Here is a 25991-nt window from a genome sequence, read left to right on the forward strand (position 1 = left end):
GGAGATTATAATGTTAAGAAAATGGCTTACAGATTGTAAGCCATTTTCTATGTATAAATAGATTTATTTCCGTTCCAGTGTCGTCCCTTTGCGGAACCGTTCACAGGACTTCATGTACTTCATGCAGAAGTAGAATACGAGTCCGGTAGGTATGGTTGCGGTAAAGAAAGACACGTCAACATTAATCAGACCAATCAAAGCGCCGACAGCAATGGCGATGATTGCGGCCCAGTTGACGCCAGCATGATTGCCCTTTGGATCGTATAGATCCGCCAGAGCGGCGTCACTGTATTTCCTTTTGTGCAGAATGAAAAAGTCTGTAATCAGTACCGCAAAGATCGGTCCGAAGAATGCGGTGTAAATCTTACTGAACATGGCAAGGCCTGCGGCGGAACTGTCGTTTGTCAGAATCCACGGGCAGGTGCAGACAGCCAGAATACCAATGAGGATGACTGCTGTCCGGTGCTTCATCTTGAAAGCGTCCATAAATGCATAGGCCGGCGGGATGACGTTGCTGGCCAGGTTTGTGGTAAGCTGTGCAAAGATGATGAAGGATAGAGTGACGATCATAACGACCTTATTATCTACCATCTGCGCAAATGCGTTGATCGGGTTTGCCACTCCTGTTGCTGTAGAAGCCATGGCTCCAATGACACCAAGAAGGATCGTTGCAGGAACCATTGCCAGGAAGTAAGAGGCACCTCGTTTCATAACGGACATTCCTGACTTCATCTCACGAGAGTAGTCACCGGCATTGAGCATAACCGTCGTACTGTTTCCGAAGAAGGCGATGATTGCCGCTACAAACGGCATACCCCAGGTGCCGGATTTCTGCATCAGATTCTCGCTGACAACAGTACCGTACTGGGTGACGCACAGATAGAGAAGATATAACATGGCGATGGAGATGACAACGCCGCCAATATTACCGATCCATTTTGCGCCCTGGAATCCTTTAATGGAAAGGAGAATCTGGATGATCTGGAACACGAAGAACCACAGCCAGATATTGTCAAATCCAAAGAGGGCGATGGTGATATTGTTGATGGCCGCGCCGCCAAGCCAGGTCTGGTACCCATACCATACGATAGCAGGAAGTCCACGGATCAGACTTGGAACAACATTTCCCTTCGTACCGAACGCGCTTCGAAGCTGTACAGCGTACGGAGCGCCGGTCTTGTAGCTGAATTGATCGTTCAGCGCAATGCCGACGACCAGGATCAGGGAACCAATGGCAACAGCCAGAAACAACTGTGTCAGGTTCAGCCCAGCTTCAAGCTGTGCAGAACCCTGTGCCAGCGTACCAATAGAGATACAGCCGCCAAGCCAGAGCATTGTATTGGAGCCCCAGCTCATAATCCGTTTCTCCGCAGGAATCGGATTTAAGGAGGCACTTTCCTGCTTTACTTCATTATTTTTTTTTGCTTCGCTCATATTGTTTTTCCTTCCTTATGGTTGCTAATTAACAGGGGTGATGTATTCGCCGTACCCTATTGCGTCCGGAATGTAAGTCTGGCCGTCTGCCACAACTTTTCCGCGGATCACCGTGCATACAGGAGCGCCCTTTCCTTCCAGACCATCGAAACAGGATACGTGGCCCTTGGTGAGCAGCTTGCTCTGGTCACATTTCCATGATTTGTCCGGATCGACAATGACAACATCGCCGTCAAATCCAAGCTCAAACGCTCCTTTGCGTCCATAAAGCCCGAAGACTTTTGCAGGATTGTAGTCCATGACTTTGGCAATCAGGCTTGGGCTGAATCCTTTTTTATGTACGACCATATCGAACATCATTGGAAGGAAGAACTGAATGGAGTTCAGGCCACCCCAAGCGTGCCAGATATCTTTGGTGGCATTATCTTTCTCCTCATCGGCCGCCGGAGAATGATCGCTTCCGATACAGGAAAGTGTGCCATCCAGTACATAGTCCCAGAGCTTTTCCATTGCCTCTTTGTTTCGCATCGGGGGTGTGCATTTTGCGGGAGCGCCTTTCTCAAATACAAAATCCTCTGTAAAACCAAGATAATGCGGGCAGGTCTCAGCAGTGATCGGAAGACCTTCGTGGATGGCGTCCTTTACAACCTGGGCAACCATCGGGTGGCTGACATGGCAAATGTGGACACGTCCGCCGGTGGCCCTTGCCATATCAATCACATTCTTTGTCGCTACATATTCTGTCCAGACATCGTGAGAATCCAGAAAATCACGAATTTTCTCTTCGTTTGTGCGGTTCTCTTTGGACTTGGCTTCTTTTTCCCGTTCCAATACCTGTCCATATTCCTCGCAGTGGAAACCACAAAGTGCGTTGTACGGCTTCAGAATCTCGAGAGCTTTCCGCACATTTCCGAGGTTGACGGTAGGGAAGAGGTCCCCGTTCGGACAGGTGAATCCTTTGAAAGCGGCAACGCCACAGTTGTAAAGATCCACCAGATCGTTTATGTTGTTTTTGACGGAATCTGGCTTGTTGTCGTAATCTCCTACAAGTCCGCCCCACAATGCGTAGTCTACGAGGGAATGATGGCTGACTTTGCTTAGCTTCAAGTCAAAGATTTCCTTGTTCATCATGGACGGATCGTTGTTCAGCGGCATATCGATCAGACATGTACAGCCGGCAACAACAGCGGCACGGGAACCAGTCTCAAAATCCTCGCGGTACTCAAATCCAGGTTCGTTCAGGTGTGCGTGACAGTCGATAATTCCGGGGAAGACATAATTTCCTTTGGCGTCGATCACTTCTTTTGCTTCAGCCTCGGTGCCTTTTGCAAGAAAGGCCGCGTACTTGCCGTCCTGAATAGCAATATCTGCCTCGTAGATCCGATCCGGTGTTACAAGTTTTCCGTTTCTTACCAACAAATCGTACATACATTTTCCTCCTATAAATTTTCTGAATATTTTTTGAAACAGATGCAAATTCAAACAAATACAATGTTTCAAAATAATTATATAAACAATATATTATTCCAAAAACATAAAAAAAACAATGGAGGAAAATCGGGAAAATAAAAGGGAATTTTATCTATTATGTATAAAAAAGTTTTTATGGTTTTACTAAAATTGGTGAAAATGAAAAATATAAACTGTTGCCGGATAGGCATTGCGTCCGCTTATTTTTGTGTTATACTTAAAAACAAAGACAAAAATACGAGACAGAACAAATGAGAAAGGATGATGAAGTAATGAATCAGTTTCAAGGGTTGACGGCGGATGACCTTGCAGGATTTGAGGCAAAGTATATGGACAGTGCGCTCTGCCGCGCGATTACGAATGTACTTTATAAACATTCGGTAAAGGATGCGGCATTTTGCCATGAGGGCCTTGCGAAATCCCAATATGCTTTTTCCATAGACATCCCGACCATGCCAGTTACAAATCAGAAAGCAAGCGGACGCTGCTGGATCTTCTCTGCGCTCAACGTGCTTCGGGAAGTGACGGCAAAGAAATGCAATCTTGAGAAATTTGAGCTGTCCCAGAACTATACCGCATTCTGGGACAAGTTTGAGAAAGCCAATTATATGCTGGAGAGTATCATCAATTTAGCGGATCGTCCGGTGGATGACAGGATTGTCTGTCACGTTCTTTCCGAGGGTGTAGGTGACGGCGGACAGTGGGATATGTTTGTCAATCTGGTGGAAAAATACGGAGTTGTTCCAAAGAGCGCCATGGAGGAGACATACCAGAGCAGTAATACGAGAGATATGAATGGGCTGTTGAATTCCAAGCTCCGTCAATGTGCGGCCGCGCTTCGCCAGACTATCAGAGAGGGAGGCAACCCACAGGCGCAGAAAAAAGAAATGATGTCCGAGATCTATGGATTCCTCTGCATGTGTTTTGGAAAACCGCCGAAGAGTTTCGATTTTGAATATGTGGATAAAGATAAGAAATACCATGTAATACGTGGATTAACACCGCGGACATTCTATCAGGAATATGTGGGACTGAATCTCCGTGAGGATTATGTCAGCATTATCAATTCCCCGACGAAAGACAAGCCGTTTGGGAAGAGCTATACGGTGGATTACCTTGGAAATGTAGCTGAGGGTGCGCCGGTACGTTACTACAACATTCCAATGGACACATTAAAAGAACTGATTATCCGCCAGCTTTCTGATGGTGAGATCGTGTGGTTTGGAAGCGATGTTGGAAAATACGGGGAGCGTGATATGGGACTTTGGAGCACAGACTGCTATGACTTTGAGGGTACATACGGCATCCATTTTGATATGGAAAAAGGAGAAAGCCTGGACTACCGGGAGAGTGCCATGAATCATGCCATGGTGATTACCGGTGTGGATCTGGACGAGAAGGGCAAAGCCCTGAAATGGAAGATCCAGAACAGTTGGAGCGACGAGCATGGTGAGAAAGGCTACTATCTGATGGGAGCCGAGTGGTTCGATCGTTTTGTATATCAGGCTGTGATTCATAAAAAATATTTGACAGAGGCTCAGATTGCCGAGGCAAATGCGGAGCCGATCCATCTCAATCCATGGGATCCGATGGGAACACTTGCAAGGTAAAACAGCAGAACGAAATCAATAAAAATTTTTATGGCGCCGGAAAACTGATCCGGCGCTGTAAAGTTTAAAAATAAAAAAGCAGGAGGAGAGAATCATGGTGATGACACGTGAGAGGGCACATGAGATTTTACACAAATATATGGAAGGGGAGCGCTATCTGGAACATTCCTATGCGGTGGAAGCGATCATGCGTGGAGTCGCCGCAAAGCTGGCTCCGGACGAGGTGGAATACTGGGGGATTGTAGGGCTTCTCCATGATTTGGACGAGGAGCACTGCCCTTGGAAGGAGCATCCGGAGACACACGGACCGACATCGGTCGAGATCCTGAAAAAAGAAGGCGTTGAGGATCCGGTTCTGTTTGACGCCATTTGCGCCCACAATCCGGAGAGCGGAGTGAAGGCAAAGACAAAGCTGCAGTACGCAATTCTGGCCTGTGATCCGATGAGCGGATTTTTAAAAGCAATCGCCCAGATCTATCCAGACAAAAAGATCGCAAGCGTCAAGCACAAATCCGTGCAGAAACGATTTCGAGAGCACCGTTTTGCGGCAGGCGCTAACCGGGATTACATGGAAGCGATTGAGTTTACGGGAATGGATTTTGACGAGTTTATTGATATCGCGCTGGAAGCAATGCGGGAAATTGCGGACCAGATCGGGCTGTAGAAGGAGGGTTTTGCTTTCCGTATCAATCATCATTCTTTATATCATGGATTGCGGACTCAGAAGAGTCCGTTTTCTGTTTTGGACAAAAAAGTGGAGCGGCTGCTCTGGCAGATTACAGATCTACTGTAGCATCAGCCCCACCCGGTTTTATTGATCTAATTTTAAGCCATCTTTAAATGCTTCGCCAACTCGTTCGGTTACTTTATAGTATCCATGAGTATAAGGATCAAAAGCGATAGCGTTTACCAAAGTCATATCAGGCTTATCGCTAACCATAATGCGCTCATCAGCGGTAATATTGACAACTTTTCCAATCACACCGCATCCATATTCGTTTTTCTGGTATTCAATAAATTCGCACTCTAAGCAGATAGGAAATTCGTTGATGACAGGTGCGTCCACCATCTCGGCTTTACTTGTAGTCAGCCCGCTTTTTTCAAATTTATGTACGACTTTGTTGCCGGATACAACACCAAAATAGTCTGCCTCAACTACATGATCGGCGTCCGCGATACTAACTGTAAAAGAGCCTCTGGCCCGGATGTTTTTAACCGTTTTATGGGATTCTGTTAATTGAAGAGCCACGGTATTTCTGGACTGCATGGTTCCCCATGCGGCATTCATAACATTGACGCTGCCATCTTCGTTATAAGTGGTTACCATTAAAACAGGCATTGGAAAAATACCTTCCGTTAATTTTAATTTTTTTCTCATGCTGTCTGCCTCCTTGTCTGAAATTGACTTAAGTCCTAATCTTGCATATAATTATAGCAAGTAACAAAGAAAAGACAAGTACTGTCAAAAAAGACAGGTACTATTATTAAGGAAAGTATACATGATAAAAAAATACATTGAAAATTCAAATTTTGAAGAGACGGGATTTTATTACACGCTATCGCTGATTTCAGGGAAGCACAAGATGATTATTCTTTATTGTCTGATGGAATTTGAGGTTGTACGTTTCAACGAATTGAAACGCTATTTAAAAAAGATAACGGATAAAACTCTTAGCAATAATTTAAAAGAACTGGAAGCAAATCATCTTATCATTAGAAAAGAGTATCCTCAAATACCTCCAAAAGTCGAATATCGTTTGAGTGACAGAGGCAGGTCCTTGATGAAAGTATTAGATCAGCTATGTGTTTGGGGAGAAAATAACCGAGAAGAGTGAGTACGGGAATTCAAATTGGATGATTTTGCGGGCCGGAAAGCTGACAGAGAATGAGTAAGAGTGCTGTTTCGTGCTAAAATAGATGAAGCAGCATAACGGGGGGAACGGCAAATGGTTTTTGAAAAGATGCTGACGATGCAGGGGATAATGTTCTTCTTTGTGATCATTGGCTTTATTGTGAGAAAGAGAAGAATTGTAGGGACGACAGGTCGGCTCAATATGGTGGATCTGTGTCTTTATGTGTTGCTGCCTTTTAATATTTTTCATGCCTTTTTAGTACAGCCCCATCACGATGTGTGGGGACCGGTGGTGATTACGATACTGTTGTCTGTACTCTACAATGTAATCTCGGTGGCGTCTGCCTTTCTGCTTTACAAAAAGACGGACGAGGAGAAGAAAAAGCCGCTCCGTTACGGAACCATCGTTTCTAACGGGGGATTCCTTGGCAATCCGGTGATCGAGAGCATTTACGGAACGTCCGGGCTTTTGTACGCAGCGGTTTTCATGCTTCCAGTGCGGGTGGTGATGTGGTCGGTGGGCGTCTCCTGCTTCCTTCCGGGACAGAAAAAGAACGTGCTGAAAAAGGTGATCACTCACCCATGTATTGTCGCGATCTATCTGGGACTGATTGTGATGGTGCTCCCAGTGGCATGGCCAGATTTTTTCCTGAATGGGGTGGAGGGCTTAAGCAGCGCTAACACGCCGGTCAGCATGATGCTCATCGGAATGATGCTGGCGGAGATGGATCCGAGAGGGCTTGTCGACCGGACGATGGTATGGTATACGGCAGTGCGGCTGATCTTTATTCCGGCAGTTGTATTTGGGGTGACGGCGCCAATGACACTGGATCCGGTACTGAGGGGGATCACGGTGATTATGGCCGGGATGCCGGCTCCGGTGACGACAGCGCTTCTTTCCTCTAAGTACCATGGGGACGAGCGGTACGCAACCGGTATGATTTTTTTAAGTACACTTTCGTCTCTTGTGACCCTGCCGCTCTGGTGTTTGCTGCTCGGATAGGAGATAGAAAAAACTGATAAAGAGAAAGAAATTGTCTATAAAATAACTGATAAATTATTAACCGATAAGTTTATTTTTTAACGCTTGACGAAAGAAGGTGTGAATTTTATAATAAATTTAAAGTTGAATGAAGAATCTGTGAGATACCACTATGGTGCGATGTGCAGCACGGAAATGATAGCCGGAGCCGAAGGGGCATGCAAGAAACTCTCAGGCAAAAGGAACAGGTTCGGACAACACTCTGGAGAACAATATGATTGTACCGAAGAAGTAATCTGACCGGCAGCACAGCAACGTGTCAGATAATCTTTCAGGTAAAAGGACAGAGGCAGATTTGAGAACTTCTCGTAAAGAGGGAAGGCTCTTGATCTGTCTTTTTTGATGCGCCGGATTTTCGGCCGGAATCCGCTGTGGCAAAAAAGACATGGACAAGTAACAGTTCAGCCATAACCGTTCAGACATAACAGCCAGGACGAGCCGCTATGCGGCTTTTATCGCCACTTGCGTGGCTGAACTGTTGCCAGCATATTGATTGAGGAGGAATTACGAATGAGTATGGTAGACGATGTAACAACTTACATCAAAAAGTATGACCCTGAGGTCGGAGCGGCACTGGAACAGGAGCTGGGAAGGCAGAGACGGAATCTGGAGCTGATTGCGTCGGAAAATATCGTAACTCCGGTTGTAATGATGGCGATGGGGACGGTGCCGACGAACAAGTATGCAGAAGGATATCCGGGGAAACGGTATTACGGCGGATGTGAATACGTGGACGTGATTGAAAATCTGGCCATTGAAAGGGCTAAAAAGCTCTTTGGAAGCGAGCATGTATGTGTACAGCCTCATTCCGGAGCGAGCGCGAACATGGCAGTGTACCAGGCGTTTTTGAAGCCGGGGGACACAGTAATGGGACTTAACCTGGATCATGGAGGACACCTGACACACGGATCACAAGTCAATATGTCCGGGATTCTCTACCACTTCGTACCGTACAGCATCAATGACAAGGGATTTTTGAATTACGACGAAATCCGCCGCATTGCCAAAGAATGTCAGCCGAGGATGATCGTGGCAGGCGCGTCAGCTTATCCGAGGGCGATCCGGTTTGATTTGTTTGCGGAGATCGCAAAGGAAGTCGGAGCGATTCTCTTCGTAGACATGGCGCACATTGCGGGACTGGTAGCGGCAGGACTTCACCAGAGCCCGGTGCCATACGCGGATGTGGTGACAACGACGACCCACAAGACGCTGCGGGGACCAAGAGGCGGCATGATTCTGTGCAAGGAAGAACACGCAAAGGCAATCAACAAAGCGGTATTCCCAGGCACCCAGGGCGGTCCGCTGGAGCACGTGATCGCAGCCAAGGCTGTCTGCTTCGGGGAAGCGTTACGACCGGAATTTAAGACTTATCAGGAGCAGATCCTAAAGAACGCAAAGACACTTGCGGATGCGCTCATGGAAGAGGGATTCCAGCTTGTCAGCGGCGGAACGGACAATCATCTGATGCTGGTAGATCTCCAGAACATGGGAATCACGGGAAAAGAGCTTCAAAGACGGCTTGACGAAGTGTATATCACAGTCAACAAAAATGCGGTGCCGAACGATCCGGCAAGCCCGTTCGTGACAAGCGGAATCCGTATCGGTACTCCAGCAGTCACAACGAGAGGACTCAAAGAAGAAGAGATGAGAACGATTGCCAGACTAATTAAGATGGCTGTGACGGACTTTGATACAAAGGCGGATGAGATCCGTGGCACAGTAAACGAAATCTGTGGAAGATATCCGTTATACGAGTAGAAAGGAGTGAGGGGATGGAATTAAAAACACCACTTTATGAGGAACATGTAAAGGCGGGCGGCAAGATCGTGCCGTTTGCGGGCTACCTGCTTCCGGTTCAGTACCCGGCGGGAGTCATCAAAGAACATATGGCGGTACGTACCCAGGCCGGACTCTTTGACGTTTCCCATATGGGAGAAGTACTCTGCACCGGACCGGATGCCAAAGCAAACTTACAGATGCTTCTGACAAATGATTATACAAAGATCAAGGACGGGCAGGCAAAGTACAGCCCGATGTGCAATGAACACGGCGGCACGGTGGACGATCTGATCGTTTACCGCAAATCAGAGGAAGAATATCTGATTGTCGTCAATGCAGCAAACAAAGAGAAAGATTATCAGTGGATGCTGGATCATCAGTTTGGCAATGTGACGTTTACCGACGTCTCCGAACAGTATGCACAGCTTGCGCTCCAGGGACCAAAAGCGCTTGACATTTTAAGAAAACTGACAAAGGAAGAATGGATTCCGCAGAAATACTATCATGCGGTATTTGACGCCGAGGTGGCAGGCATCCCTTGCATTGTATCCAAAACCGGGTACACCGGAGAGGACGGTGTGGAACTGTATCTGGCGTCCGAATATGCGGCGCAGATGTGGAACGCCCTTCTGGAAGCTGGAAAGGAAGAAGGCCTCATTCCATGCGGGCTGGGAGCGAGAGATACCCTCCGGATGGAAGCGGCGATGCCATTGTACGGACACGAGATGAACGAGGAAATCAGCCCTGTGGAGGCGGGACTTACCTTTGCGGTGAAACTGGCAAAAAAGGACTTCATCGGAAAAAAGGCATTGGAAGAGGCAGGAGAGCCCAAGCGGGAGCGCATCGGCCTTAAAGTGACCGGAAGAGGCATTATCCGGGAAGAGCAGACCGTAATCTGTGCGGGAGAAGAGATTGGAACGACGACCTCCGGGACACATTGCCCATACCTGGGATACCCGATCGCCATGGCGCTTGTGCAGGCCGGTAAAGTAGCACCTGGGGACAAAGTAGAAGTCAATGTGCGTGGACGAAATGTTGAGGCGGAAGTAGTAGAACTTCCATTTTGTAAAAGAGCGAAATAAACAGAGAAAAGGAGAAGAATCATGGAAATCAGAGAAGAATTAAACTATGTCAAATCACACGAATGGGTAAAAGAAGAGGGAGAAGTCGTAACAATCGGTCTGACGGATTATGCACAGTCAGAGCTTGGTGACCTTGTTTTTGTCAATCTTCCGGAAGAAGGAGATGAAGTGAGTGTGGGCGAATCATTCGGTGATGTGGAGTCTGTCAAAGCGGTATCTGACGTTTATTCCCCGGTGAGCGGCGTTGTGTGCGAGATCAACGAGCGGCTCCTTGACGAACCAGAGTACATCAACGAAGCTCCGTATGACGCATGGTTTATCAAAGTCAAAGACGTCACCGAAAAAGAAGAGCTGTTATCAGGAGATGAATACAAAGCATTTGTAGAGAGCGAAAAAGAATAACGGAGAGGCGGTGAATTCGCATGGGCGGCTATGTACCAAATACAAAAGAGCAAAGACAGGACATGCTTAAGGCAATCGGACTGTCCTCCATGGAAGACCTGTTTGTGGATATCCCGCAGGAAGTCCGTCTCAAAGGAGAACTTGAGATCCCACAGGGCAAGTCCGAGCTGGAAGTGAAACGGGAGATGGAAGATCTGGCAGGCAAGAATCGGGTGTTCCGCACGATTTTCCGTGGCGCGGGGGCGTACCGTCACTATATCCCGGCAGCGGTCACAAGCATCATTTCCAAGGAGAATTTTCTGACGGCGTACACACCGTATCAGGCGGAAGTAAGCCAGGGCATCCTGCAATCGATTTTTGAGTATCAGACGATGATTTGTGATCTGACCGGGATGGACGCATCCAATGCGTCGGTTTATGACGGAGCATCTGCGGCAGCGGAAGGTGTTGCTATGTGCAGAGAGAGGAAGCGGGCGAAAGCGCTGATTTCGGGAGCGACGTCTCCGTATGTGATTCAGACCATTCAGACCTATTGCCATGGAAACGGAATGGAGATGGAAGTGATTCCGGAAAAGGACGGAAAGACCGATTGGGAGAAACTAAAGGCACGCCTGGATTCCGGGACAGCCTGCGTCTACATCCAGCACCCGAATTTCTACGGAAATCTGGAAGACGCAAAAGAGATCGGAGAGCTGACGCATGAGGCGGGAGCGAAATTCGTGATGGGCGTCAACCCGATTTCGCTTGGAATGTTAAAGACTCCGGCGGAGTATGGAGCCGATGTAGCAGTCGGAGAAGGACAGCCTCTCGGACTTCCACTGGCGTTCGGGGGACCATACATCGGATTTATGGCATGTACGGACAAGATGATGCGCAAGCTTCCGGGAAGAATCGTCGGGCAGACGAAAGACCGGAATGGAAAGACCGGATATGTGCTGACGCTCCAGGCAAGAGAGCAGCATATCCGCAGAGAAAAAGCGTCCAGCAACATTTGCTCCAACCAGGCGCTCTGTGCGCTGGCGGTGACAGTCTACCTTTCCTCCATGGGGAATGAGGGGCTTCGGGAGGCGGCTTTGCAGTCCGCATCCAAGGCACACTATCTGTCAAAAGAACTGGAAACCATCGGATATCACACAGAAAATCAGGGAACTTTCTTCCATGAATTTGTGACGACGTCAAAGGTATCCGCAAAAGAGACGTTAGACGCGCTGGAAGCGCAAGGGATTCTGGGCGGATATCCTCTGGATGAGCACCGGATTCTCTGGTGCTGTACCGAGGTCAATACAAAAGAAGAAATGGATGACGTGATCCGGATTCTGAAGGAGGTGCAGTCATGTTAGTGTTTGAAAAGAGCAGACAGGGACGCGGAAATGGGATGCTCCCGAAATGGGAAGGAGAAACCTTTGAACTCCCAAAGACAGAACAAAGACAGAAAAAGCTTCACCTGCCGGAGATTGCGGAGGGTGATCTGAGCAGACATTACAGTGAGCTTGCAAGAAAATCCCACGGAGTCAACGACGGATTTTATCCGCTTGGTTCCTGTACTATGAAATATAACCCGAAGATCAACGAGACGGCAGCGGCCCTTCTGGGATTTACAGAGATTCATCCGTTACAGCCGGAATATACGGTGCAAGGATGTCTGGAAGTGCTGAAAACAGCGGAGGAAACGCTGTGCACTATTACAGGAATGGACCATATGGTCTTCCAGTCGGCAGCAGGGGCCCATGGGGAATTTACAGGGCTGCTTCTGATCCGTGCCTACCATGAGAGCCGGGGCGACGTAAAACGGACGAAGATCCTCGTCCCGGATTCTGCGCACGGTACAAACCCGGCAAGCGCGGTGATGGCAGGATACAAGGTCGTCAGCGTCCCGTCTGGCTCGGATGGATGTGTGGATCTGGAAAAATTAAAAGAAGCTGCCGACGATGAGACGGCGGGCATTATGCTGACAAACCCGAATACCCTTGGGATTTTTGAGAAACAGATTCTTGAGATTACAGAAGTGATACATGGCTGTGGAGGCCTCTGTTACTATGACGGCGCCAACTTAAACGCTGTGATGGGAACGGTCCGTCCGGGAGATATGGGATTTGACGTGGTACATTTAAACCTCCACAAGACTTTCTCGACTCCACACGGAGGCGGTGGTCCGGGAAGCGGTCCGGTAGGATGCAAACAGATTCTGGCGGACTTTCTCCCGTCCATCCTGGTAGAGGGCGAGGATGTCTTACATATGAAGAAACCGGAGCACAGCATTGGAGAGATGAAAAGCTTCTACGGCAATTTCCTTGTTGTTGTAAGGGCGTTGGCTTATCTGAAATCCCTTGGAAAAGAGGGAATTCCGGAAGCAAGCCAGAATGCGGTGCTCAACGCAAACTATATGCTGCACGGTCTTGCAGATATCTTCCCGGCCGCCAATGGAACGAGGTGTATGCATGAATTTGTCATTAGCCTGTCTGGCCTGAAGAAGAAAACCGGCATTTCCGCCATGGATATTGCAAAAGGACTTCTGGACAACGGCATCCATCCTCCGACTATGTACTTCCCGCTGATCGTGGACGAAGCACTGATGATCGAGCCGACGGAGACAGAATCCAGGGAGACGCTGGATGAAGCCCTGGAAGTCTTCCGACAACTGTATCAGCAGGCAAAAGCACAACCGGAGCGCCTGCACCTGGCGCCTGTTAGCACACCGGTTACAAGACTTGACGAGGTGGAGGCGGCCAGACATCCTGTGCTGAAGTATGAATTTGAAGAATAGGGTGAAACGACATGTTGGAAAAGCTGACTTACATAGAAAGCAACACAACCAATCCATATCATAATCTTGCTCTGGAGGAAGCGCTTTTGTTCGGGTGCGGGAAGGAGGAATGTATCCTCTACCTCTGGCAGAACGAGAAGACCGTTGTCATCGGGAAAAACCAGAATGCCTGGAAAGAATGTCGTACGGAAAAACTGGAACGGGACGGGGGACACCTGGCACGGCGGCTCTCAGGGGGCGGAGCCGTCTACCACGATCTTGGAAATCTGAATTTCACCTTTCTCGTTTCCAGAGAGCATTACGATTTGGACCGGCAGCTTGCAGTGATCCAAAGGGCGCTGGAACATCTGGGACTTCGTGCTGAAAAGTCCGGGCGAAATGATCTTTTGATCAACGGAAAGAAATTTTCCGGAAATGCCTTTTACCGCCATGGAGACCACTGTTATCACCACGGAACCATCATGGTGGCGGTGGACAAAGAGAGGCTGGGTTCGTATCTAACGGTTTCTACGGCAAAGCTTCAGTCCAAAGGGGTGGATTCCGTACGCTCCAGAGTGGCGAATCTGACGGATTATCTTCCGAATCTGGCGATCGACAGCCTGAAAGAAGCGCTCCGGCAGGCGTTCGGGGAAGTTTACGGGCTCCCGGTAGAAGAAAGAAGCCAGGATGAAGAAGAACTTGCAAAACGGACAGAATTCTTTGGCTCCTGGGAATGGCTCTATGGACGGAGAATCCCGTTCCAGCACGAGAGAACGAAGAAATTCCCGTGGGGCGAAGTGACGATCCAGTTTGAAGTGGAAAAGGGCAGAATCCGGGAGGCGGCAGTCTATTCAGACGCCTTAAAAACCGGACTGATTGAGGTGCTGCCAGAATATCTGAAAGGAGTCCGCTTTCAGAGCAGCAGCATCTGGACTGAGCTCGGTCTCTACTGGTCTGCGGATCCGGAGGAAGAGCAGATGATGATGGATATCAGAAAATGGATGAAAGAAGAGGAATGGTAGATGGAAGGACAATTTGATCTGATTGTAATCGGAGCAGGACCGGGCGGCTATGTGGCGGCTATCAAGGCGGCAAAACTTGGCCTTAAGACTGCGGTCATCGAGAATAGGGAAGTGGGCGGAACGTGCCTGAACCGTGGGTGCATCCCGGCCAAGGCGATGATCCATGCGTCTTCTGTGTACCGGGAGATGCAAAGCAGTGAGGAAATCGGAATTTTCGCCTCACAGGTTACCTACGATTACGGCAAGATACTAGAATATAAAGAAAGGACGACCAGGCAGCTCGTCCAGGGAATCGGGCAGGTATTAAAGGCAAACAGCGTGGAGATCATCTGCGGAACCGGAACACTCCTTCCGGAAAATGAGGTGAAAGTTACCTCCGAAGAAGGAGAACAGATGCTGAAAGCAAAAGACGTTTTGCTGGCGTCCGGCTCCAAGCCGCTCCGGATTCCGATTCCTGGCATTGATCTGCCGGGAGTGATCACAAGTGATGACCTGTTCCGGATGAAAGAAGTACCGGAAAGCCTTGTTATTATCGGGGGAGGCGTCATCAGTGTGGAATTCGCAACCGTATACGCAGCCCTTGGGACGAAAGTAACGATTCTGGAAGCCATGCCGAGACTGATCCCGAATATGGATAAAGAAATTTCCCAGAATCTCAAGATGATTCTGAAAAAGCGGGGAATCGAGATCCACACTGCGGCAGCGGTGCAGTCCATTGAGCAGGACACAGACGGATATTTCTGTCATTATACAGAGAAAGAAAAAGCGCGGCAGGCGAAAGGCGCTTATGTGCTTTGCGCGGTAGGACGGTGCGCCAACACGGACGGCCTGCTTGGCGAAGACATGACTTTGGAGCTTGCAGGGGGCCGTGTCGTGGTAGATGAACACTTTGCCACGTCTATGCCACATGTCTATGCCATCGGAGATCTGATCGGAGGAGCGCAGCTCGCTCATGCGGCAAGCGCCCAGGGCGTTGCTGTGGCAGAGCGTCTGGCAGGAAAAGAGCGTTCCATCGATGTGAATGTGATACCGGGATGTGTGTATACAGATCCGGAGATTGCTTCCGCAGGTCTGACTGAAGACGAGGCGAAAGAAAAAGGAATCGAAGTAGAGACAGGTAAGTTTATTATGAGCGCCAACGGGAAATCTATCATCACAAAAGAAGAGAGGGGATTCATCAAGGTGGTGGCGAACAAGGAAAGTCATGTGATTCTCGGAGCCCAAATGATGTGTGCAAGGGCTACCGACATGATTGGGGAATTCGTGACCGCCATCACGAACAAGATGACGGTATCTCAGCTTCTGAAAGGTATGAGGGCACATCCGACCTACAATGAAGGGATCGGAGAGGCGTTGGAAGAGCTGGAAGGCGGCGCCATCCATGTCCTTCCGAAGAAAAAACGGTAAGAAAAAGAGACTTGTCAGATGTCGGAAAAAGAAGTAAAGTAATATGGAAATATACGAGGAAGATGAAAGAGGAAGAGATATGATTGATTACAAAAATGATGAAGCAAAACGTCAGAATGTGATTCAGTTTGTCAGGGCGACGCAGGAGATTATGGAGAAAGAAGGTATTAAAAAGGTTTCCATCCGTAAGATCGCGGCTGTTTCGGGCTTCCATAATTCTACTATTTATTTGTATTTTAAAGATCTGGACGAGCTTATAATGCTGTCGTCCATCAGACACTTTCAAAAATACAGCAGTGATCTGGAAAAATTAAGTAACCGACATGTTGACGCCTACGAAAATTTCTTCGCGATATGGGAGTATTTTGCGGATTCAGCCTTTCAATATTCATGCGTATTCTATAATTTCTTTTTCGGGAAATACAGTGATGATCTGACCGTTTTTTTGAACCGCTACTATGATCTGTTTCCGGAAGAAAAGAGTGCGCTCAGCGAGGAAATCGAAGCTATGTACCTGGGACGCAATTATCAGGAACGATGCATGAAGATCCTGGCGCCGTTGATCGGAGATCCGCGGACACGTGTGACAAAAGAAAACGCGGAGATTGTAAATGACATCAGCGTCTGCTTTTGTATGGATCTGCTCAATAAAAAGTGTGCGAATCCGGAAATGGATAATGAAGTATTGAAAAAGCATATGATGGATATGCTACGATTTATTATTGAAAAATAGAAGAATAGAAGAGTTGAAAAAGCCTTCCGTGGGAATCTGAATGGGATTCTTACGGAGGGCTTTTTTGCTGCTAACACAGTGAAGGTTTCACTTTTGGATGAATCGTTGTGCCTGAGATTGAAATAATCTATAAACCTATTGACAATAATCGCGATTAGTGATAAGTTAATCGTATAAATTATTAAATAATCGCGATTATAAAGAAACTATATTGTGCAAAATGCACAATTCATTTGTGCGCATTTTTTAGAAGGAGGATTTGAGATGAGACTGGAAATCGGGAATTTCTATGTGCGGAATATCATCTTTGGAGAAAAATTATCGTTTGAAAGTGGGATTCTAACGATCAATAAGGACGAAGCGCTTACCTATATCAGAGCAGATGAGCGCATCACAGAGGCGGAACTCTATATTGCAAAACCTGGGGATCCGATTCGGATATGTCCGGTAAAAGAGGCCATTGAACCTCGTGTCAGACCGGACGGGAGAGGCGTATTTCCGGGGTATACAGGAGATCTGGAGAGGGCCGGAAACGGTACCGTACATGCACTTAAAAATTGCAGCGTACTCGTCGTAGGCAGACACTGGGGAGGTTTCCAGGACGGTCTGATTGATATGAGCGGAGAAGGACAGAAATATACTTACTTTGGGCAGTTGAATAATATCGTCCTGGTGGCGGACACGAACGAGGTGTTTGAGCAGAGAGAGCAGCAGAAAAAAAACGACGCGCTCAGGAGAGCAGGGCATAAACTGGCGGAATATATTGCACAATGTGTAAAAGAACTCAAGCCGGAGGAGACGGAAGTCTACGATCTGGATGCCATGATCCGGAGAGGTGCGGATGTGGAAACCCTTCCATCTGTGGTCTATGTGATGCAGCCACAGTCCCAGATGGAAGAACTCGGATATAACGACCTTGTGTATGGCTGGGATATGAACCGCATGGTGCCGACTGTGATGCATCCAAATGAGATTTTGGACGGGGCTTTGGTGTCAGGAAGTTTCATGCCGGTTTCCTCCAAATGGTCCACTTATGATTTTCAGAATTGTCCGAATATCAAGGCACTTTACAGAGAGCATGGAAAGACCATCAATTTCCTTGGCGTGATTATGTCGAACTTAAATGTGGCGTTGGAGCAGAAAGAGCGGGCGGCGCTCTTTGTGGCACAGATTGCGAAAACACTGGGAGCGGATGGCGCTGTTGTGGCGGAGGAAGGATACGGAAACCCGGATGCTGATTTTGTAGGCTGTATCGTTGCTCTTGAGGATGCGGGAGTCAAGACAGTGGGGATTTCCAATGAATGTACTGGACGTGACGGACAGTCCCAGCCGCTTGTCACGCTGGATGAAAAGTGCGATGCCATTGTATCCTGCGGAAATGTATCGGAACTGATTGAACTTCCGCCGATGGAGATTGTGCTTGGGGAACTGGAGGCTCTTGGAAGAGACGGGTTATCCGGGGGATGGGCGACCGATGAGAAACTGGGGCCTTCCGTCAGAGAAGATGGATCGATCATTATGGAGAACAATTCCATGTTTTGTGGAGATCAGGTCTGTGGCTGGTCCCCGAAAACAATGAAAGAATTTTAAGGAGGTGCGGCAATGAAAAAGGCGATTTTATATATCAATCAGTTTTTCGGGCAGATCGGAGGAGAAGATCAGGCCGATTTTGCTCCGGCCATAAGAGAAGAAAAGATAGGTCCGGCGCTGGAGTACGCAAAAACACTACATGCGGAAATTACACATACTATTATCTGCGGCGATAATTACATGGGATCTCATACGGAAACGGCAGTCAATGAAATCCTTGAAATGCTGGCTGATAAAGAGTTTGACCTGTTTCTGGCAGGGCCGGCGTTCCAGGCAGGGCGGTATGGCGTGGCGTGCGGTACGATCTGTAAAGCAGTAAAGGACAGATATCACGTTCCAGTGCTGACTTCTATGAACGAAGAAAATCCGGGAGCGGAAATGTTTAAGCACGATATGTGTATTTTAAGAGGCGGTAATATCGCTTCCAAGATGCGAAAGGATGTAAAGACGGTCACTAGTCTGGCAAACAAAATTCTGGATGGAGAAGAAGTCGGAAGTGCGGAAGAAGAGGGATATTTCGGACGTGGTATTCGTAGACAGGTATGGAGAAAGGATGCCAAACCGGCGTCTGAGCGTATGGTGGAGATGCTTGTAAAAAAGCTAAATGGGGAACCGTTTGAGACGGAACTTCCGATGCCGAAACTGGACCGTGTACCGATTGCTCCGGCAGTCAAAGATCTGAAGAAAGCCAGAATTGCTCTGTTAAATACAGGAGGCATTGTTCCAGTTGACAATCCGGACAGGATTCAGTCAGCGTCGGCGACCCGGTGGGGTAGATACGATATATCCAATACAGACCGTCTGGAGAGCGGCGTGTACAAGACGATCCACGCAGGATTTGACCCGGCGGCAGCAGATGCGGATCCGAATGTGGTAGCACCTGTAGACGCATTGAAAGTACTGGAAAAAGAAGGTGCTTTTGGAAGCCTGCATCCGTATTTTTATACAACTGTGGGGACTGGTACGACACAGGCGGAGGCGCAGAGAATGGCAAGAGAAATCCTGCCGTATCTGATGGAAGACCACGTAGACGCTGTAATTATGGTTTCTACATGAGGCACTTGTACTCGTTGCGGCGCAACGATGGTAAAAGAAATCGAAAAAGGAGGACTTCCGATTGTACAGATGTGTAATCTGATTCCTGTTGCCAAGACGGTAGGAAGCAACAGGATCGTGCCGACAATCTCGATCCCGTACCCGCTGGGAGATCCGGCGACTTCCAAAGAAGAGCAGTGGAAACTCAGATATCACAGGACAAAGGTAGCGCTGGAAAGTCTGGCCACAGACATCAAAGAGCAGACAGTATTCAGAGTATAAGGAGGCGGATTATGGAGAAAAGAAAACAGAAGAACAGCGTGTTCTATATCTCTCTGATACTAATCGCGATCATGGCGGTCTGGTCGGTTGCCTTTAATGAAAGTTTTACAAAAGTTTCTGATGTGGCGTTCGCGTTTTTGACAACAGATTTCGGCTGGCTCTATCTCCTGGCAATGATCGTATTTCTGGTGTTCGTATTGTACGTGGCATTTGGCCGGTATGGGAAAATCCGGCTTGGAGGAGATGACTCCAGGCCGGAATATAGTAACCTGACATGGTTTGGACTGCTTTTCGGCTGTGGCATGGGGGTGGGGCTTGTATTCTGGGGAGTAGCAGAGCCTTTGACACACTACCTGAACCCAGTGGGCGTGGAGAGTGCAACGCCGGAAGCAGCGGATTTTGCAATGAAATCTTTCTTTATGCATTGGGGGATTCTTCCGTGGGCGAACTATGCTGTGATCGGTCTGGCTCTGGCTTACTTTATGTTTCGGAAGAACAAGAAAGGTTTAGTCAGCAGTATCCTGGAACCGTTATTAGGCGAAAAAATGACAAAAGGATGGCTGGGAAAACTTGTGGATATTCTGGCGGTTTTTGCTACAGTGGCAGGTATCGTAACGTCTCTGGGGCTTGGGACGATGCAAATTAATGCAGGATTTAATAAATTGTTCGGGATTCCGACCACATTACTTGTACAGATTGGAATTGTAGTGGTTGTTTCGATTCTCTATATCGGGTCCGCCGTATCCGGTATTGAAAAGGGAATCAAGGTGATTTCAGATACCAATCTATATGTAGCGATCGGTCTGTTGCTCGTATGTTTTCTGGTAGGGCCAAAGATAGAGATACTTGACAGCTTTGTTAATGGCATTGGACAGTATATCGGAGATTTTATTCCGGATGCTCTAAAAGTCGGGGCATACGGGGATAATAGCTGGCTGGGAAGTTGGAGACTGTTTTACTGGGCGTGGTTTATCGCATGGGCTCCGTTTGTAGGCGTTTTTATTGCCAGAATCTCAAAGGGAAGAACAATCAGAGAGTTTGTCCTTGGAGTCGTCCTTGTACCGGCATTTGCGTCCTGCATCTGGGGAGCGGTATTTGGAAGTCTTGGAATCAATCTGGGAGAGACGGGGGTTCTTAGTTTGGATGTATTAAATGAAGTGGCGGCTACGCCGGAAGTTGGACTTTTTGTAGTCCTTCAGAAATATCCGCTTGGTTTTGTACTTTGCATTGTGGCACTTGTATCTCTCTGCGCGTTTTTTATTACGTCGGCTAATTCCGGGGTATACGTTCTGTCCATGCTGACGACAGATGGGGAGATTAATCCGCCGAACAGTAAAAAAATTCTCTGGGGAATGATCCAATCGGTGATGGCGGTCGGTCTTCTGATGGCAGGGGGATTAAAACCGCTCCAGACAATCTCATTGGCTGCGGCATTTCCGTTTATTCTGATCATGTTTGCGGCGTGTGCGGCATTTATAAAAGCAATTAAGAAAGAAAAAATTTGATAACCCTCCTGAAAAATATTACGGCCTTTTTGCAAGGAGACCGTAATATTTTTCGTATTCTATAGGAAAGCCCTCGGGGTAGAATGGGCACACCGCAATCAGGGATATTACCGCTTTGTGGTATTACGGCGGTGTGCAAAGTGTTTAAGCCCGGGGATGGAGGAGAAAGAGACATTGAGGTGGGATTGCCTACTTCGCTTCTATGAGAAGGGAGAAACGATGGGATATCTGATTGGGTGGACGAGGCAGACTGCTGAAGTCCTCAAAGAATTGGAAACGACAGGGGAATACCGGGTGAAAGAGGAGTATATCCGGAAAAAGAACGGAGATATCGCAGGTTATTATCTGGAACTGTACCGGTGGTATACGGAAAAAAGCAGGGCGTATCTTCCGGCGGCCGTGGAGGGAGAATTTCCGATCTGGTTTTCCCTCAACAGTGATTACCGACTGCAGAAGACGGAGGGAACAGTGATCATCAGAGCCAGAATCCCCGGGGAAATGGCGCTTGTCATCGACGCTGGAAGATGGGACAGCAGGGGAAACCATATGTATATCTGCAAAAATGCCAAGGACAGGGCTGACTTTGAAAAGCTTTTGAACACCTACGGGATATATGACGAGACCATTCTGGTGGACAGGAAAGGGATTTTCTATCCGATGCTCAGAAAGAGAATGATGGAGAGCTGGGAGAGGCTCTTTACGATGCCGCCGGACAGACCGGAAAATGGATACGCTACTACATGGGTATTAAAACAGGAATGGATTGAGGAAATCATACTTTAAATAAAAATAAAAATCCTTTATTATAGAAGAAAAAGAATTTACAGGAGGGATTTTTATGTCAGAAATTACTTACAGAGACGCAAGAGTAGATGATGCAGAACAGATTGTCGCTTTCTACAATGAGGTGGGTGGAGAGACGAGTTATCTAAGCTTTGAAGCGGACGAATATCCAATGACAGTCAGTGAACAGAAAGACGAAATTCGTTCCCTGGAAGGAAACAAGACAAACCGGATGCTGCTTGCTATGGACGGGGATGAGATCGCGGGGATCGCAACGATCCATTCTTCCCATAAGATCAAGGCACGACATGACGGCGAGCTTGGAATCGTGGTGGCAAAGAAATATCAGAAGCAGGGCATCGGAAGTGAACTGATCCGGATACTGATTGACTGGTGCAAAGGAAACGGTGTGACGACAAGGATCAGTCTGGATACCCGCGCGGATAATATTCCGGCTGTTGCCCTTTATATGAAATTCGGCTTTGAAATCGAGGGATGCCGCAGAAATTCCACGCTTCTCAATGGCATGTACTACGATCTTTATGTGATGGGAATGATGATTGACGAAGCATAACGATTCAGCTATGCAGCTCAGATTTGCGGCTTGCGCCGCTTTTCCACTGCTAATACAGCTAAATCTTCGCTCATGGCGAAGCGCCATATGTCCGGGGACACGGGAAAACCATCTGCAAGCAAGCTTGCGCTGGATTTTCCGTGTCCCCGGCCGCATGGCTGAATCGTTCACATGAAAATTCCTGTAAAAACCCTTGACTTTTACGAATGGACGTAATACAATGACAAATGCGTGTGGAAATACGTGATATTTTTGCGTGCAAAAGAATTTTTTAAGCAAACCTATTAATTATTCGTAGGAGGTGAAAGGAATGCCAACATTCAACCAGTTAGTAAGAAAAGGACGTGAGGTTTCTGTAAAGAAATCTACAGCTCCGGCACTTCAGAAGGGATACAATTCCCTGAGAAAGAGACCTGTCGACGCATCCGCTCCGCAGAAGAGAGGAGTATGTACGGCGGTTAAGACAGCGACACCTAAGAAGCCAAACTCAGCTCTTAGAAAGATCGCCAGAGTTCGTCTGTCTAACGGAATCGAAGTAACAAGCTACATCCCGGGAGAAGGACACAACCTTCAGGAACACAGTGTTGTTCTGATCCGTGGTGGCCGTGTAAAGGATCTGCCAGGTACAAGATACCACATCGTCCGCGGAACACTTGATACAGCAGGTGTTGCTAAGAGACGTCAGGCACGTTCCAAATACGGTGCTAAGAGACCGAAAGACGCAAAAAAATAAGTAAAAGTTTTTAAGTAACAAAATCGTTATCGTATCACAGGACTATGAAATTAGTAGGTTGCGGATTGACATACACGGGTATGTTCCAGCCGCACGAACGCAAACTGTGAAGCGAGTACTGATGATTTAATCCAATTATGATTAAGGAGGGAAGGACCGTGCCACGTAAAGGACATACTCAGAAAAGAGACGTATTAGCGGATCCATTATACAATAACAAAGTTGTTACAAAGCTTATCAACAACATCATGTTAGATGGTAAGAAAGGTGTAGCACAGAAAATTGTATATGGCGCATTTGAGAGAGTTGCCGAGAAAGCTGACAAACCGGCGATCGAAGTATTTGAAGAGGCAATGAACAACATTATGCCTGTACTGGAAGTAAAGGCGAGACGTATCGGAGGTGCCACATATCAGGTGCCGATCGAAGTACGTGCAGACAGAAGACAGGCATTGGCACTTCGCTGGCTGACCATGTTCTCTCGTAAAAGAGGCGAGAAAACAATGGAGGAAAGACTGGCCAACGAAATTCTCGATGCTGCAAATAACACAGGAGCATCTGTAAAGAGAAAAGAAGATATGCACAAGATGGCAGAGGCAAACAAGGCGTTTGCTCACTATCGTTTCTAGGATCTTCCTGGAGACAGCTCTGCCGGATTTGGCAGGAAACAGTCGATCTTATTAGTTTAGGAGGAAAAAGTCTTGGCTGGAAGAGAATATCCATTAGAGAGAACAAGAAACATCGGTATCATGGCTCACATCGATGCTGGTAAGACGACGCTGACAGAGCGTATTCTCTACTATACCGGTGTAAACTACAAGATCGGTGATACACACGAAGGAACTGCTACCATGGACTGGATGGAGCAGGAACAGGAAAGAGGTATCACGATCACTTCAGCTGCTACCACATGTCACTGGACCCTGGAAGAAAAGACGAAACCGAAGGCGGGTGCTTTAGAGCACCGTATCAATATCATCGATACTCCGGGTCACGTTGACTTCACCGTAGAGGTTGAGCGTTCCCTGCGTGTACTTGACGGTGCCGTAGGTGTGTTCTGTGCAAAGGGTGGTGTAGAACCTCAGTCAGAGAATGTATGGCGTCAGGCAGACACATACAATGTACCTCGTATGGCTTTCATCAACAAGATGGACATCCTGGGTGCAGATTTCTACAACGCAGTTGAGCAGATTAAAACAAGATTAGGTAAAAACGCAATCTGTCTTCAGCTTCCAATCGGAAAAGAAGACGAATTCAAAGGTATCATCGACCTGATGGAAATGCAGGCATATATCTACAATGATGACAAGGGTGACGATATCACTGTCTGCGAGATTCCGGAAGAAATGAAAGATGACGCTGAGTTATATCATACAGAGCTCGTTGAAAAGATCTGTGAGCTGGACGACGACCTGATGATGCAGTATCTGGAGGGTGAAGAGCCGTCTATCGAAGATCTGAAGAAAGTGCTGAGAAAAGCAACTTGTGAATGTACGGCTGTCCCGGTATGCTGCGGATCTGCTTACAGAAACAAAGGTGTTCAGAAACTTCTGGATGCGGTTCTTGAGTATATGCCGGCTCCGACAGATATCCCGGCTATCCAGGGTGTTGACGAAGACGGAAATGAAATTGTGAGACATTCTTCTGACGAGGAACCATTCTCAGCTCTCGTATTCAAGATTATGACAGACCCATTCGTAGGTAAGCTTGCTTACTTCCGTGTGTACTCTGGTGTTATGAACTCCGGTTCTTACGTGCTGAATGCCACAAAAGGCAAAAAAGAGCGTGTCGGACGTATCCTTCAGATGCACGCCAACAAAAGAGCAGAGCTCGACAAAGTATACTCCGGAGATATCGCTGCCGCAATCGGATTCAAATTCTCTACAACTGGAGACACCATCTGTGATGAGCAGCACCCGGTAATCCTTGAGTCCATGGAATTCCCGGAACCGGTTATCGAACTTGCAATCGAGCCTAAGACAAAAGCTTCCCAAGGTAAACTTGGTGAATCACTTGCAAAACTTGCTGAAGAAGACCCGACATTCCGCGCTCATACAGATCAGGAAACAGGTCAGACTATCATTGCTGGTATGGGTGAGCTCCATCTTGAAATTATTGTAGACAGACTTTTACGTGAGTTCAAGGTGGAAGCAAATGTAGGTGCCCCGCAGGTTGCTTACAAAGAATCTTTCACAAAAGCAGTAGATGTGGACAGCAAGTACGCAAAACAGTCCGGTGGACGTGGACAGTACGGACACTGTAAAGTTAAATTTGAACCAATGGATGTCAATGGAGAAGAGACATACAAGTTTGAATCCTCTGTTGTCGGCGGTGCTATTCCGAAGGAATATATCCCGGCAGTAGGAGAAGGTATTGAAGAGGCTATGAAGTCCGGTATCCTCGGCGGATTCCCGGTTGTTGGTATCCACGCAAATGTATATGATGGATCCTACCATGAAGTCGATTCCTCCGAAATGGCATTCCATATCGCTGGATCCCTTGCGTTCAAGGACGCGATGGCAAAGGCAGCTCCGGTACTTCTTGAGCCTATTATGAAGGTTGAAGTAACAATGCCGGAAGAATATATGGGTGACGTTATTGGTGACATCAACTCCCGTCGTGGACGTATCGAAGGAATGGATGATCTTGGCGGCGGAAAGATTGTACGCGCATATGTACCGCTTTCTGAAATGTTCGGATACTCCACAGATCTTCGTTCTAGAACACAGGGACGTGGTAACTACTCTATGTTCTTTGAAAAGTACGAACCAGTACCGAAGAACGTACAGGAAAAGGTATTATCCAATAAAAAAGCCTAAAAAGGCTTGAAAATTCGGCGGATTTGAAATATAATCAAATGTAGCTGAGTAAACTTTTAAATTTAAGAAATTGCCCTGCTTGAGGGTAGAATTA

The 25991-nt window shown here is 47.6% G+C and carries 23 protein-coding genes and 1 riboswitch; of the genes, 20 read left to right on the forward strand and 3 right to left on the reverse strand.

Going from position 1 to position 25991, the window contains the following annotated elements; translation table 11 throughout:
* Positions 1–63 precede the first annotated feature (63 nt).
* Both AOA56_RS07665 and allB read right to left on the reverse strand, forming a co-directional pair.
* The gene (locus tag AOA56_RS07665) at positions 64–1434 is read right to left on the reverse strand and encodes an NCS1 family transporter (RefSeq protein WP_053769323.1); all 1371 of its coding nucleotides are present in this window, start codon (positions 1432–1434) and stop codon (positions 64–66) included.
* Between the two features lie 24 nt (positions 1435–1458).
* Positions 1459–2862, reverse strand: coding sequence for an allantoinase AllB (gene allB, locus AOA56_RS07670; protein WP_053769324.1), 1404 nt, complete (start codon positions 2860–2862; stop codon positions 1459–1461).
* Between the two features lie 293 nt (positions 2863–3155).
* On the opposite strand from allB, the gene AOA56_RS07675 reads away from it, so the two are divergent.
* Together AOA56_RS07675 and AOA56_RS07680 are read left to right on the forward strand one after the other, a co-directional pair.
* Complete coding sequence (locus tag AOA56_RS07675) at positions 3156–4514, forward strand: C1 family peptidase (RefSeq protein WP_205694928.1); 1359 nt, start codon at positions 3156–3158, stop codon at positions 4512–4514.
* Positions 4515–4608: 94 nt separating this feature from the next.
* Positions 4609–5178 (forward strand): HD domain-containing protein, encoded by a 570-nt coding sequence (locus AOA56_RS07680; RefSeq protein ID WP_034594948.1) that lies wholly within the window; start codon positions 4609–4611, stop codon positions 5176–5178.
* Positions 5179–5325: 147 nt separating this feature from the next.
* On the opposite strand, the gene AOA56_RS07685 is transcribed toward AOA56_RS07680, so the two are convergent.
* Positions 5326–5892, reverse strand: a complete 567-nt coding sequence (locus tag AOA56_RS07685) for a flavin reductase family protein (protein WP_053769325.1) — start codon at positions 5890–5892, stop codon at positions 5326–5328.
* A gap of 121 nt (positions 5893–6013) precedes the next feature.
* Between AOA56_RS07685 and AOA56_RS07690 the strand changes: the two genes are divergently transcribed.
* The 18 genes from AOA56_RS07690 to fusA all read left to right on the forward strand — a co-directional run bounded on the left by AOA56_RS07690 (position 6014) and on the right by fusA (position 25897).
* Positions 6014–6349: a winged helix-turn-helix transcriptional regulator gene (locus AOA56_RS07690; RefSeq protein ID WP_024733739.1), complete on the forward strand. Its 336-nt coding sequence runs from the start codon at positions 6014–6016 to the stop codon at positions 6347–6349.
* Between the two features lie 111 nt (positions 6350–6460).
* Entirely contained in the window at positions 6461–7369 is a 909-nt protein-coding gene (locus tag AOA56_RS07695; RefSeq protein WP_053769326.1) for an AEC family transporter, read from the forward strand.
* A 231-nt stretch (positions 7370–7600) separates the two neighbouring features.
* Positions 7601–7705: riboswitch (glycine riboswitch) on the forward strand.
* Between the two features lie 219 nt (positions 7706–7924).
* Positions 7925–9166 (forward strand): serine hydroxymethyltransferase, encoded by a 1242-nt coding sequence (locus tag AOA56_RS07700; RefSeq protein ID WP_053769520.1) that lies wholly within the window; start codon positions 7925–7927, stop codon positions 9164–9166.
* Positions 9167–9180: 14 nt separating this feature from the next.
* Positions 9181–10269: a glycine cleavage system aminomethyltransferase GcvT gene (gene gcvT, locus AOA56_RS07705; RefSeq protein ID WP_053769327.1), complete on the forward strand. Its 1089-nt coding sequence runs from the start codon at positions 9181–9183 to the stop codon at positions 10267–10269.
* 21 nt (positions 10270–10290) lie between these two features.
* A complete protein-coding gene (gene gcvH / locus AOA56_RS07710; RefSeq protein ID WP_053769328.1) occupies positions 10291–10671 on the forward strand; it encodes a glycine cleavage system protein GcvH in 381 nt (126 codons plus the stop codon).
* Between the two features lie 20 nt (positions 10672–10691).
* Positions 10692–12011: an aminomethyl-transferring glycine dehydrogenase subunit GcvPA gene (gene gcvPA, locus AOA56_RS07715; RefSeq protein WP_053769329.1), complete on the forward strand. Its 1320-nt coding sequence runs from the start codon at positions 10692–10694 to the stop codon at positions 12009–12011.
* A complete protein-coding gene (gene gcvPB, locus AOA56_RS07720) occupies positions 12005–13435 on the forward strand; it encodes an aminomethyl-transferring glycine dehydrogenase subunit GcvPB (protein ID WP_053769330.1) in 1431 nt (476 codons plus the stop codon). Before gcvPA ends, gcvPB begins: the two co-directional genes overlap by 7 nt.
* 11 nt (positions 13436–13446) lie before the next feature.
* Positions 13447–14436, forward strand: coding sequence for a lipoate--protein ligase (locus tag AOA56_RS07725; RefSeq protein ID WP_053769331.1), 990 nt, complete (start codon positions 13447–13449; stop codon positions 14434–14436).
* On the forward strand, positions 14437–15843 hold the full coding sequence (lpdA, locus tag AOA56_RS07730; protein WP_053769332.1) for a dihydrolipoyl dehydrogenase: 1407 nt from the start codon (positions 14437–14439) through the stop codon (positions 15841–15843).
* Between the two features lie 79 nt (positions 15844–15922).
* On the forward strand, positions 15923–16576 hold the full coding sequence (locus AOA56_RS07735) for a TetR/AcrR family transcriptional regulator (protein ID WP_048621315.1): 654 nt from the start codon (positions 15923–15925) through the stop codon (positions 16574–16576).
* A 264-nt stretch (positions 16577–16840) separates the two neighbouring features.
* Complete coding sequence (locus AOA56_RS07740) at positions 16841–18166, forward strand: glycine/sarcosine/betaine reductase component B subunit (protein WP_053769333.1); 1326 nt, start codon at positions 16841–16843, stop codon at positions 18164–18166.
* 12 nt (positions 18167–18178) lie between these two features.
* Complete coding sequence (gene grdH / locus AOA56_RS07745) at positions 18179–19483, forward strand: betaine reductase selenoprotein B (RefSeq protein ID WP_082349903.1); 1305 nt, start codon at positions 18179–18181, stop codon at positions 19481–19483.
* 11 nt (positions 19484–19494) lie between these two features.
* Positions 19495–20988, forward strand: a complete 1494-nt coding sequence (locus AOA56_RS07755) for a BCCT family transporter (protein ID WP_053769335.1) — start codon at positions 19495–19497, stop codon at positions 20986–20988.
* Between the two features lie 219 nt (positions 20989–21207).
* On the forward strand, positions 21208–21771 hold the full coding sequence (locus tag AOA56_RS07760) for a DUF3841 domain-containing protein (protein WP_024733726.1): 564 nt from the start codon (positions 21208–21210) through the stop codon (positions 21769–21771).
* A gap of 55 nt (positions 21772–21826) precedes the next feature.
* The gene (locus tag AOA56_RS07765) at positions 21827–22345 is read left to right on the forward strand and encodes a GNAT family N-acetyltransferase (RefSeq protein WP_048621053.1); all 519 of its coding nucleotides are present in this window, start codon (positions 21827–21829) and stop codon (positions 22343–22345) included.
* Between the two features lie 310 nt (positions 22346–22655).
* Positions 22656–23078, forward strand: coding sequence for a 30S ribosomal protein S12 (gene rpsL / locus AOA56_RS07770; protein WP_048621052.1), 423 nt, complete (start codon positions 22656–22658; stop codon positions 23076–23078).
* A 158-nt stretch (positions 23079–23236) separates the two neighbouring features.
* Positions 23237–23707 (forward strand): 30S ribosomal protein S7, encoded by a 471-nt coding sequence (gene rpsG / locus AOA56_RS07775; protein ID WP_024733723.1) that lies wholly within the window; start codon positions 23237–23239, stop codon positions 23705–23707.
* Between the two features lie 72 nt (positions 23708–23779).
* Positions 23780–25897 (forward strand): elongation factor G, encoded by a 2118-nt coding sequence (fusA, locus tag AOA56_RS07780; RefSeq protein ID WP_024733722.1) that lies wholly within the window; start codon positions 23780–23782, stop codon positions 25895–25897.
* Positions 25898–25991: the final 94 nt, after the last annotated feature.

The organism is Sellimonas intestinalis (assembly GCF_001280875.1).
GTDB lineage: Bacteria > Bacillota > Clostridia > Lachnospirales > Lachnospiraceae > Sellimonas > Sellimonas intestinalis.